The organism is Nostoc sp. DedVER02 (genome assembly GCF_034530675.2).
Taxonomy (GTDB): domain Bacteria; phylum Cyanobacteriota; class Cyanobacteriia; order Cyanobacteriales; family Nostocaceae; genus Nostoc.
The window spans coordinates 136,735-148,947 of sequence record NZ_JAVRCP020000002.1 but is presented as its reverse complement, the minus strand read 5'-3'; the positions used below and the strand labels follow the sequence as shown (position 1 = coordinate 148,947).

At 40.9% G+C, this 12,213-nt stretch carries 10 protein-coding genes; 8 read left to right on the top strand and 2 right to left on the bottom strand.

Annotation, left to right across the window (positions count from 1 at the left end):
* Positions 1-23 precede the first annotated feature (23 nt).
* From RMZ41_RS04625 to RMZ41_RS04590, 8 genes are all read left to right on the top strand, one after another.
* Positions 24-782: a sugar transferase gene (locus RMZ41_RS04625; RefSeq protein WP_322640766.1), complete on the top strand. Its 759-nt coding sequence runs from the start codon at positions 24-26 to the stop codon at positions 780-782.
* Between the two features lie 369 nt (positions 783-1,151).
* Entirely contained in the window at positions 1,152-2,231 is a 1,080-nt protein-coding gene (gmd, locus tag RMZ41_RS04620) for a GDP-mannose 4,6-dehydratase (RefSeq protein ID WP_322734506.1), read from the top strand.
* 23 nt (positions 2,232-2,254) lie between these two features.
* On the top strand, positions 2,255-3,199 hold the full coding sequence (locus RMZ41_RS04615) for a GDP-L-fucose synthase (protein WP_322640703.1): 945 nt from the start codon (positions 2,255-2,257) through the stop codon (positions 3,197-3,199).
* Between the two features lie 77 nt (positions 3,200-3,276).
* Positions 3,277-3,852, top strand: a complete 576-nt coding sequence (locus tag RMZ41_RS04610; protein ID WP_322640704.1) for a 5-formyltetrahydrofolate cyclo-ligase — start codon at positions 3,277-3,279, stop codon at positions 3,850-3,852.
* Between the two features lie 36 nt (positions 3,853-3,888).
* Positions 3,889-4,899, top strand: a complete 1,011-nt coding sequence (locus RMZ41_RS04605) for a catalase family protein (RefSeq protein ID WP_322734505.1) — start codon at positions 3,889-3,891, stop codon at positions 4,897-4,899.
* 162 nt (positions 4,900-5,061) lie between these two features.
* Positions 5,062-5,280, top strand: coding sequence for a hypothetical protein (locus tag RMZ41_RS04600; RefSeq protein WP_322640706.1), 219 nt, complete (start codon positions 5,062-5,064; stop codon positions 5,278-5,280).
* Positions 5,281-5,333: 53 nt separating this feature from the next.
* On the top strand, positions 5,334-5,702 hold the full coding sequence (locus RMZ41_RS04595) for an HNH endonuclease signature motif containing protein (RefSeq protein ID WP_322640707.1): 369 nt from the start codon (positions 5,334-5,336) through the stop codon (positions 5,700-5,702).
* Between the two features lie 195 nt (positions 5,703-5,897).
* On the top strand, positions 5,898-6,734 hold the full coding sequence (locus tag RMZ41_RS04590; RefSeq protein WP_322640708.1) for a carbohydrate ABC transporter permease: 837 nt from the start codon (positions 5,898-5,900) through the stop codon (positions 6,732-6,734).
* A gap of 44 nt (positions 6,735-6,778) precedes the next feature.
* On the opposite strand, the gene RMZ41_RS04585 is transcribed toward RMZ41_RS04590, so the two are convergent.
* Together RMZ41_RS04585 and RMZ41_RS04580 are read right to left on the bottom strand one after the other, a co-directional pair.
* Complete coding sequence (locus tag RMZ41_RS04585) at positions 6,779-7,468, bottom strand: sugar transferase (protein ID WP_322640709.1); 690 nt, start codon at positions 7,466-7,468, stop codon at positions 6,779-6,781.
* 303 nt (positions 7,469-7,771) lie between these two features.
* Positions 7,772-11,881 carry a hypothetical protein gene (locus tag RMZ41_RS04580; protein WP_322734504.1) on the bottom strand — a complete coding sequence of 1,370 codons (4,110 nt, stop codon included), beginning with the start codon at positions 11,879-11,881 and terminating at the stop codon, positions 7,772-7,774.
* Positions 11,882-12,213 lie beyond the last annotated feature (332 nt).

Below are 12,213 nucleotides of genomic sequence, written 5' to 3'. Positions count from 1 at the left end.
GGTGTGGATTATTAAGGAGTATGATGACTGCCCAGAGCTCACTCCTCTCCGGCAAGCGAGGCGTACGGCAAGACACTAGAGCGTCTACGCGTACTTTCTTAAAACGCGGTCAAAAAACAAAGACGCCAAAAGTTAAACCCAAAGGTTTATCTTTTCAGGGTTTAAACGGAGAGTTTGCCAAACGACTGTTTGACATAGTATTTTCGCTGTCGGTGTTAATTTTGTTTTTCCCCGTCTACTTAATCTTGTCCTTGCTGATTGCTCTTAGCTCAGAAGGCCCGATTTTTTATGTCCAGGAACGGGTAGGAAAAAATTACAAAGCGTTTAATTGTATTAAATTCCGAACAATGGTAAGCAATGCAGACGAAATCCTCATGCAAATGATGGAAACATCGCCCGAATTGCGACAAGAATTTGAAAGCAGTTTTAAGCTAAAACAAGACCCCCGGATTACCAAAATTGGTCAATTTTTGCGAATTACTAGCTTAGATGAATTTCCCCAGTTCTGGAACGTCTTAAAAGGGGACATGAGTGTAGTCGGCCCTCGACCCTTAGTAGCAGAAGAACTGCCAAAATATGGTTGTTACATCGATGAGATTTTAACAATCCGTCCAGGAATTACTGGTTTGTGGCAGGTATCCGGGCGTAATGATATTCCTTACCCCCGCCGAGTCCAAATAGACCTGCATTATGTCAAATTTAGGAACTTCTGGCTTGATTTATGGATCATCTTGAAAACTGTTAATGTAGTTATTCTGCCCAAAAACAACGGTGCATACTGAGTAAATACTGATATCCGATTTTGTGGGGCAGTTAATGCCCCTAAAAACCATAAATATCTAGATAATCTAGATTTTATTCAGTCTTCACAAAACCAGATATATATGAAATTTTGACTAAAAAAACAACGGACATAAAAATAATCTTCATCTATCTGGTAAAAGAAAATATACATACTTAAACAATGTTTGTCTATCTAAGGTTAAGCTTAGATGTTAAATTATTTTTTATTAAGTATATTTATTTACGCTAAACAGTCTCATAACAACAAGAACTCGTAGGTTTCCCATTAGGAAATTGAGCGAGTAGCTGCTAGGTTGTATCAGATTGGCTGTAACTTTTTAATCAAAGAGAATAAGGGATAATTGAGCATGACGCAACAGAAGCGAGCGTTGATTACTGGTATCACTGGTCAAGATGGTTCATATCTGAGTGAGTTTTTGCTGGAACAAGGTTATGAGGTTCATGGCATCATTCGCCGGACTTCTACCTTCAACACAGACCGCATCGACCACATTTACGAAGACCCCCACAAAGATGGGGTGCGGTTGTTTCTTCACTACGGTGACTTGACAGATGGTACAACGCTGCGACGCATTTTAGAAGAAGTCAAGCCTGTAGAGATTTACAACCTCGGCGCTCAATCCCATGTCAGAGTCAGCTTTGATTCCCCAGAATATACGGTGGATGCCGTAGGAATGGGTACGCTACGTCTGTTGGAAGCAATTCGAGATTACCAACACCGGACTGGAATTCAGGTGCGATTTTACCAAGCGGGTTCCTCAGAAATGTACGGTTTAGTACAAGCAATACCTCAAACTGAAACAACACCCTTTTATCCCCGCAGTCCCTATGCTTGTGCGAAAGTTTACGCCCACTGGCAAACTGTAAATTATCGTGAGTCTTACGATTTGTTTGCTTGTAACGGCATACTTTTTAACCACGAGTCACCACGACGAGGCGAAACCTTTGTAACCCGCAAAATTACTAGAGCCGTAGCTGGTATCGTTGCTGGTAAGCAGAAAAAGATTTATATGGGTAATTTAGACGCAAAACGAGATTGGGGCTATGCAAAAGATTACGTGAAAGCAATGTGGTTGATGTTGCAGAAAGATCAGCCAGACGATTACGTAATTGCTACTGGTGAAACCCATTCAGTGCGAGAGTTTTTGGAACTGGCATTTAGTTACGTAAATCTCAATTGGCAAGATTACGTAGAGTTTGATGAGCGTTACCTCCGTCCATCTGAGGTAGAATTATTGATTGGCGATTCTACCAAAGCGCGTCAGAAGCTAGGTTGGACACCATCAGTAACCTTTGAACAATTAGTTTCCTTAATGGTAGAAGCAGACTTACAAGCATTGGGCCACACTTCACCCAATGGAAATGGTTCGCAATTTCCATTAGATATTGCTACTGTTCGTCAAGAACTGGGCGCTTTGCACTTCTGATTTGCACCACAGAGGATAAAAATATGACCGCCTTAGAACTAAAAAATCAACGAATTCTCGTCACTGGTGGGTCGGGATTTCTAGGTCGTCAGGTGATAGATCAACTGTGTAAAGCAGGGGCTGATCGTGAGAAAATTACGATAGTGCGATCGCGCGATTGCGATCTACGTGTATGGGAAAATAGCCAACGGGCAGTTGACCAGCAAGACATAATTATCCACTTAGCGGCTCATGTGGGTGGCATCGGTTTGAACCGCGAAAAACCCGCAGAGTTATTTTACGATAACTTGATCATGGGTACGCACCTGATTCACGCTGCCTATCAAGCTGGAGTAGAAAAATTTGTTTGTGTCGGTACTATCTGCGCCTATCCTAAATTTACCCCAGTACCATTTAAAGAAGACGATCTTTGGAATGGCTACCCAGAGGAAACCAACGCCCCCTACGGAATTGCAAAAAAAGCGCTTTTAGTCCAATTGCAATCTTATCGCCAGCAGTACGGTTTTAATGGAATTTACCTACTGCCAGTGAATTTATATGGCCCAGAAGATAACTTTGACCCTGGAAGTTCCCACGTTATTCCAGCCTTAATTCGCAAAGTTCACGAAGCCCAAATTAAGGGAGAAAAGCAACTCCCAGTTTGGGGTGATGGCAGTCCCACCCGCGAGTTTCTGTATTCAGAAGATGCAGCACGAGGGATTGTTATGGGGACTCAATTTTATAACGAATCGGAACCAGTTAACTTGGGAACGGGTTATGAAATCTCTATCCTTGATTTAATAACTCTAATTTGTAAATTGATGGAGTTTAAGGGTGAGATTGTTTGGCAAACTGACAAGCCTAATGGTCAACCCCGCCGTTGTTTGGATACTGAACGGGCAAAGCTTGCCTTTAACTTCACTGCTCAAGTGGGCTTTGAGGAAGGATTAAAGAATACCATTGAGTGGTATCGTCAAAACGCTGCATAGCGATGTATTAGTTAATTAATCTGGGATGTTATAAGCTGGGCGATGCCCAGCTTATTTGTTTGATGTGATAAATTCTCATGGACAAAGTTAGTCATCAACTAAATAAAACAGAACTACGCCGAACTCTGCTTAAAACACGTCAATCAATGTCCGTTGGAGAATGGAGAGAAAAAAGCGATCGCTTATGCTCTCATTTACAAAACTCTACTTTATTCACCCAAGCAAAAACAATACTTGCGTATTTTAGCTTTCGCCAAGAACCTGACCTCAGTCCACTATTTGCAAACACCAAATATCGTTGGGGATTTCCTCGCTGCGTTGATAAATCCTTGTGTTGGCATATTTGGACACCTGGCGATTCTCTTCAAAGTGGCGCTTATGGCATTACTGAACCACACTCCGACACTCCAATCTTAGATGCTGTTGAAGTAGATTTGATTCTCGTCCCTAGTGTAGCTTGCGATTATCAAGGATATCGCTTGGGTTATGGCGGCGGATATTATGATCGCTTGCTTAGTTTACCGCAGTGGCAGACAAAGCCGACTATCGGAATTGTCTTTGATTTCGCCTATTTATCCCAAATACCTATCGAATCCTGGGATAAACCACTACAAGCTGTTTCTACGGAAACCGGATTGACTCGGAAAGACTAAGGGTTCAGGATGATGAAGACACATCATCAAATATTTATGACTAACCCAACATCATCTACCACTGAGCAGGAAGCAATAATCGATGAGATTATAGCAACTAGCCTGCAAGCTCAACAAAAAACAGGCCCAGACCTGCGCCAAATTCACAGCAAAAGTCATGGACTTCTTGCAGGAGAGTTTATTATTGAACCCAATCTTCCTGAAGATTTGAGAGTAGGTTTGTTTAAAACACCACAAACCTATCCTGCATGGATTCGTTTCTCTAGTGGTGGTTCGCCTAAAAAGCGTGGTGAATTCAACTCCGACAGCCAGCCGGATGTTCGCGGTATCGCCATCAAGGTGATGAATGTGGACGGGCAAAAAGTACTGGATGATGAAGAAAAAACTCAAGATTTTATCCTCAACAATTATCCGATTTTCTTGACCAAAGATGTTCGTGATTACGCCGATCTTTCCAGAGCCGGGAGTGGACAACTTAGCCCAGAGCGCTTGCAGGAACTTGGTTATGCCTTTGCAATCTTGCAAAAAATTGGTAGCAATCAAGTAGGAAATCCGCTTTTAATTCAATATTGGAGTATGGCTCCCTTTAAGTTTGGGAATCGCATTGTCAAATTATCCGTCAAATCTCAACAGCCTGAACAACCACCCGAAACACTTCCCGAATCAGAAAATTACCTCCGGGAAGCAATAGTCAAATATTTGACTGAAGAAAGTAAAGAAGCATTTTTTGACTTCTTCATTCAGTTTTATGTAGATGACGAAAAAACGCCAATTGAAGACCATGTTAAAGAATGGCAAGAAGCAGATTCACCATTTATTAAAGTTGCAACTGTCCGCATTTTCAGTCAGAAATTTGATTTTGAAGAACGCAAACGTTTAGACGAGGGTTTGTTGTTTTCTCCTTGGCATACACTGTTAGATCATGAGCCTGTTGGAAGTGTAAATCTCTCTCGTAAGAGGCTTTATAGCGAACTTGCAAAGTATAGACGAGAACAAATTGCCCAACGCTTGCGGGAACCACAACCTTATGTGGCGATTGCAGATTAACCTCTGTAAATTAGCTTCAGACTGCAAGATAAATCTTTGACATCTGTGTGTACAGCATCTCAGTTTCTAGCAATTATATCTGATTATTGAAATTTGAAAGCCCCAGATTCCCGACTTCTCTAAGAAGTCAGGAATCTAGTTTTTAAGAATTGAAGACAAACCATGAATGAAGATAGTGAACTAACTGAAAAGCTGAATAATATGTTGATTGAATCCGCAGATAAAGAATCTATTATTAAGTTCTTGAGATTGAGTAATTATTCAAAAGCCAAATCAATTGGAATTTTAAAAAAGGCTTTGAGTATTTCTTATTGTGATGCACAAGATATGATTCACAATAGTCAAACATGGAGTGATGTAAAAGAATCTGATGCAACGTAAGTATTTATATTTTTGTTGAATTAAAAAATAAAATTTGCAGTCATTTTAATAATTTGTGCGCCTACTGTCATACCGATGAAGCTTTAACAGTCACTACTTTTGAATTTGAGCATATCATTCCTTTATCATCTGGTGGGAAAACTGTGTTTGAAAATCTTTGCTTGGCTTGCCCATCTTGTAATCGTTATAAAGCAACTCGTCAAACCGCAATTGATCCTAATACTCAGAATGAGGTTAAATTATTTAATCCACAACAGCAATTGTGGGCAGACCATTTTACCTGGAGTGAAGATACTACAGAAATTTTAGGGCTTACAACCATTGGGAGAGCAACAATTTCTACTTTAAAAATGAATCGTCTGCAATTAACTCGTGTGCGGAAAATGTGGGTGAGAATGGGTGAACATCCACCAAATATTTGAGCAAGTGAAAAATATAGAACAATACAGTTCAGATAAGACCAAAATACTTGTAGAGACGGCGATTTATCGCGTCTCAAAACCCACGATTTTGTACAAGTAGCGCTTTGAACCTTAATTGAAATCCAAAAAGCAAGTTGTAACGTTACCAACAAAATTGTAAGAAATATTTACAAAACTCAGAAAATTATTAATCAAATGCTGAACTGGAAAAAATCACGATCGCAAAATCTGCTAATGTATGCGCTATTGGGAGCGATCGCACTGGTGATGCTCTTTCCTTTACTGTGGCTAGTTAGCACAGCCTTGAAATCGCCTACGGAAAATATCTTACAGTCGCCGCCACAGTTATTACCTAGTCAACCGACACTAGATAATTTTGTTAGTGTGTGGAACTCTCTACCCTTTGGGCAATACCTGTATAACAGCACTTTGGTGTCAGTGCTGACGGTTGGCTTAAATCTACTGTTTTGCGCTTTAGCTGCTTATCCCTTGGCAAGATTGTCATTTGTAGGGCGAGACTGGATTTTTGTAGCGATTGTCTCGACGATTATGATTCCCTTCCAAATCGTGATGATTCCCCTTTATATTTTGACAGTCCAGTTGGGTTTGACAAATAGTTATTTAGGGATGATTTTTCCGAGTTTAGCTTCTGCCTTTGGCATTTTTCTCTTGCGCCAAGCTTTTATGAGTGTCCCGAAAGAAATAGAAGAAGCCGCTCGAATGGATGGCAGTTCAGAGTTAGGATTGTGGTGGCATATAATGTTACCCGCAGTTCGCCCAGCATTGGTAACTTTAGCTATTTTTGTATTCATTGGTGCTTGGAGTGACTTTTTGTGGCCTTTAATTGTCATCCAAGACGAAAACTTATATACTCTTCCTTTAGGAGTCGCCAAGCTAGCAGGGACATTTTCTCTTGACTGGAGGTTGGTAGCCGCGGGTTCTCTAATTGCGATCGCCCCAGTATTATTATTATTTTTATTTCTGCAACGTTACATTGTTCCCACTGAAACTGGTAGCGGTGTCAAAGGTTGAATCAAAAACTGAAGATGAAGAAAAACAAATGACAAATGACAAATTCAATAAGCACCAGTTTTTTTCAATACCACCCAGATAGTTTTAATAATTAGACTTAGATCGTAAGTTACAGACCATTTGCGTTGATAATCTATATCCATTTTGACAATGGTTTCAAAATCTGTAATACTCGAACGACCATTAGCCTGCCATTCTCCGGTAATACCTGGCTTGACTCGTAATCTCTCCCAGTGGTGCGGATCGTAATTGCTGACTTCATCAGGAGTGGGTGGACGAGTACCAACTAAACTCATGTCTCCTACCAAAACATTCCAAAATTGGGGAAATTCGTCTAAACTGGTACGCCGCAAAAATTTACCTACAGGAGTAATACGAGGATCGTCAACAGATTTAAAGATGTGACCTTTAGCTTGGTTTTCAACCAAATGCTTGAATTTATCGGCATCGACGATCATGGAACGGAATTTCCAGATGCGGAAAGTTTTTCCGTTCAAACCACAGCGAATTTGAGAATAAAATATTGGACTTGGCTCATGAATAAAAGTAGCGATCGCTACAGGAATTGCTACCATCAATGTAATAATCAGCCCTACAATAGCTCCAACAATGTCAATTAACCGTTTTCTTACGCTTAAAATTGACGGGTGTAAAGGCTGTTGAGAACAATTAATTGAATAAAGAGAAAGATTATTCACAAGGACTAACTTATCTTTTACCAGGGATTTTTGCATTAGTAGTTTAGATATAGAGACAATTTTTAGGGGGTTTTTACTGCTTTTGCCTTTACTACTGAGTATGAATGTACACAAAATTTAAAGAAAATAAACACTTAAAATCCAAACTTTACAAAATCTTTCAACTAAACCAAGATATTGTAAATTTACAATATTTTTCCCATCAAATAAAAAAGATAGTGTTACAGCTAAACTTTTAAAAAGGAAGTACTTGTGGTGCTTTACAAAATTCAAAATGCTTATAACGTAAGCATTTTGAATTTTGAATAGTATCCTTATTTCCAACGTTATGCACTAATCTCAATGATGAACCTCTAAAGCAAAATTCACTGTATATGCTTCCTCCAGTGATTGTTGGTTACTAGCCTTGATCGCATCTAGATAGCGACGTAAAGATAACAGTTGTTGGGAATTGGGACGATAAGTGAGACTCCCTTGTTTTTCAAAAAGTGGTGTTGTGGCGATCGCCTGATAGTCAGGATTTTCTTGGGAATTCTGGGTTAGCCAAGTCGAATCTGTAACTGAAGGTATCAATCCCGAAGGCAGTTCACCTTCCAAAAAAGCCAGGAGGCGTTGCTGACAAGTGCGAGTATTAATTCCGCGACCCTCAAATAACTGGATAACTTCACCGAAAGATAAGGGTCGATCTGGTAGCAGTCGCAGCAATTCGGTAAATAAGAAATAATCAGTGTACTGTTGCCTGGGTATATCTAATATCTGAGGATGCAAAGGCAGCATCGCCAAACCATAAGCAACCCGACTGCAATTAGGAGCGCCATTTTCGCCGAGATATAAATCTTGAATAATCTTGGCGCTGGGGAGTTTTTGCCTTAACCAACGGTTGACTGTCCCAATACAAGCCACCCCACCAGTCAAGATAGCTTGATTAATAGATTCTGTGGGGACACCACGAGCTACCAATATTTTGTTAAGTTCTCGGTTGAGGCGGCGCACAAAGGGGATAAATACCTGGCTTTCTAAATCTCGTCGCTGCAAAATCCATTGCTGATCGGCTAATTCTAAGGTAAAAGAATCTTGGTGTTGCAAAATCAGCTTCAGCGCTAGTGCCGCATCTAATACCGCCTGTCCCAGTAGAGAACTTTCTAGACGCTGCTGGAGGCGAATCCGAGCGGTAATATCTGGTTCTCCGACTCTGGGTAGTTGTAATTCTTCTAACCCTAAACTCTGCCAATGCATTTGGTCTAAACCGGGAATTGATGGTTGCCATTGCCAAGGATTACTGCTGATAGTTTTGCCATCGCTTTGTGTTTCTGTGCGTGATTGCCGAGATTTGGGTGGCAATAACAACTGGCAAATAATATCTTGCTCAATTCCCTTGCCAGCATAAGCAAAACTATGGAGCATAAAATCATTGTATGTCAGTTGCAGCAAGCTTTCTGGAACATCTACCAACAACATTTCTGTGGCAGTTGTCCCAATATTAATTACCAGGGTATTACCCACAATCGGATGTTCATTGGTTTTTGCAGGCTGAGAACCTTGAGATTGGCTTAATTTTACTTGCTCACCGTTAGCAGCATCAAGTTCTGGGAGTAAACTAGCGATCGCTTCTTCTACAAAAAAGACTTGTTGCGGATGTTGGATAAGTTTGCTAGTGAGTAAAGCTTCCCGCACGTTAAAGCGGTATTGTTCCGACCAACTAGATGGACAGGTACAAATTACACCAGCAATATTATTGATAATCTGCGGAAAATCTTGTTCGCTGATCCCAACAGCAGCAGCCATTAAACTCGGCGTAGTACAAGTTTTTTCGGATTTCAGGGTTAACAGTAGTTTAGAGAGCGATCGCACAATCCAAATTAAAGGCCCTGCCGAAAATTCATTTAATTGCAAAACAGGTTCCCATTTTTGCCGTTCCCTTTTGTAAGGAATAGCTACTTGTAAATAGGGCTTTAACTGCGCCGAGTAAAGATTGTTTGTTGTCGAATCTGTTCTTGCTCTAGGTGTTGCAGGAGTAGCCGAGTGGTCAGGCGTTTTATCTTGAGCAACAGCCGCAGGTGCTGTCTGCTCATGGACTTCAATACTTTCATTTTCTCCTTGAGGTATAGAAGCTGTAGGAAGATAAACCTCTGTTGGTAAACGAAATGATTGCTGGAATGAACTTGTTTCTGAGGGATTTTCTGCTGACCAGTATATAGGATGTACAACAAAAGTAGAGCGATTTAATAATGTAGCAGAAATTCCTGTTGTACCTAAATCTATCCCTAAATACCAAACTGATTCTTGAATATCGAGCGAAATTTCTGGATTGTTGATGAAGTTAGAAATTGAAGGTAAAGAACTGTCTTGAATAGGAGTTGTAACTTGCTTTTTTTCTTCAATTTCTACTTGGGGAACAGCAAAACTGGATAAAGCCGCAGTTGAGGTATTTTCTGTTTGCGACTCAGGGGGAGTTGTGGGAATTGTGTCTTGAGTTTTATCAATCAGTTCGGAGGAAATATCGAAGTTGGTAGCTGGCTGCGACTCAGAATTTAGCTGCCGATCAAAATTAGCTAAATCCCGATCTAATTGCTGCAACTGTTCTTCATCTAAAGAAATATCAGGTACGGCTGGAGACTGGTTTGACTCAACATAGAGCAAATTTTCTTGGGGCGAAGCAGCAATGTAGTTATCTACAAACGGTTCTGGCCGATCGTTGTCAATCAATATTTCTGGGGGAGCGATCGCTTCTTTGTCAGACACTACGCCAATGGTAGGCTTTGCCAACGCAATTTCTGCTACTTCTGGATTGACTGGTGCTGTAGTTTTAGCATTATCCATAGAGGATATTTCCAGCATCTGCTGCTCACTACCTTCATCAGTCAATAGCTCAGTTAGAGTATTAATTGTATCAACACTAGCTGGCTGAGGGTTGAGTTGCGTTGAGGAACTGTCTGTTTGTGGAGTAGAAAAGCTAAAAGGCGAATCGAAGTCAGTATCTTCTTCAAAAAAACTAGTTGGCTGAGGGTCGAGTTGCGTCGGGGAACTGTCTGTTTGTGGTGTAGCAAAGCTAAAAGGCGAATCTAGGTCACTATCCTCTTCAAAAAATAGTTCTTCCTGTGGCTGTGATAATAAATCTGTGGTTTCTACTAAAGTTTCTTCGGCTGAAATATCTGTATCTGTTATCACAACCGCAGAATCCCCAGTTGGAGGAACAGATGGACTCTCAGCGATGTTCAACGTTGATTGGGAGGCTGTGGAAGCAGATAAGTCATTTGCGGCTACATCAAAACTGAGATTATTAACATCACCAGTACCAAACAAACTGGCGTAAAGTTGGTCTACTTCATCACCAACTAATGCAGAAATATTTTGTGTTAATTCAGTTGGGGTTTCAGAAGATTGAGACGAGTCTATACCAAGCTGCAACAGCACTGCATCTAAATCCTCTGTGAGGTTTGTATCCTGTTCCTCAGAATTAATCGTTGGCAAAGATGAAGTTTCTAGCGAGATTTGCTCCAAAGGTTGAAGCGCAACTTCCACAGCGATCTCAGATGGATCGGGCAATGATGGTGGTGTATCAGATTTTACTACTGGGAAAGATAATGGAGAAGTAGGGGATTGTTGCTGTAAATGCTGGGTCAAATTATTGACAAAGCTAGACATCAACTGTTCGCCTTGCATTCCCTTGCTATGCATCCTTGCTAGTGCTTGCGACAGTGATTCGTAATAAGTATTAATATTGCGCTGTAATGCCTCAAAGACTACATTCACAGTCCCATCTAGTGATAATAAGCGTTGATCCAACTCTCTAGCTAGCTGGGTTAACTGCTCTACACGGTCTGCTGATTCTAATAAAGGTTGAGTTACAGAGCTTGCTGATTCTGAGTTTACCTGATTAATTACTCCTGAAGAAATGGCAGAATTTTCCCCCGTTTGTGCTACTAGTGGCGTTAAAGTTGGCACAAGGCGACTCATGAGTACCTGTAAAAACTCGGTAATCATTTGATCCTGGTTTGTCAACTGCTGCGCTAAGGAGTAGTTTTGCAATCGCTTTTGCTCTAGCTGCCGAATTTCCTGTACGAGGGTGGCTCGTTCTTGCAACAGCCCTTCTAATTCTGATCGCAATGGCTGGATTAAATTCGAAAATTCATTTTTTAATTGTCCGCTAACAACAGAACTCTCTTCCCGATTAAGTTCGAGGGGCGGTAGTGGATACTGATTATAATCTCGAGCAATAAATTTTGTTAATAAAGGCGATCGCGGTTCTTCAGAAGGCTGATTTGGGATGCCCTTGTCTAATGCTTCTTTTTCTTGGAGCCTCACTAAGAAGTTGCGAATTCGTTCTAAAACCTCTTTCGGCTCCTGCGCCTGACCAGGCAGAAATCTAGACAAACCCTTGCCACCACTAGCAAGTAAGTTGTCAATGTCTGCGATCAGCTTTTGAATTTCATCTGCACTGGAAGTCACTTTTATTACCTTACCTAAAAACGTATGTTCACTAATGTGACAATTACTTTACAATCACCAAGGTTTTGAGTGGCAAGAGCCACTGGTTGGACTTGTGACTGTCATTATGTTATGGATTACTGCGAGTCGTGGCAATCTTCAGTCAGCATTTAGTTAATAAAAGAGGCAGGGGAGCAGGGGTGCAGGGGAGAGTTCAAGTTCAAATAAATACTAAGTTCTTTCCCCTCTGCCCCTCTGCTCCTCTGCTCTGTCAAACGCCTGAAGCTTGTGAGAAATGCGGGTTTTTCCCCTTATTGGTTGCTTATTTTTGAAAATCGGTAAAATACCTGAGC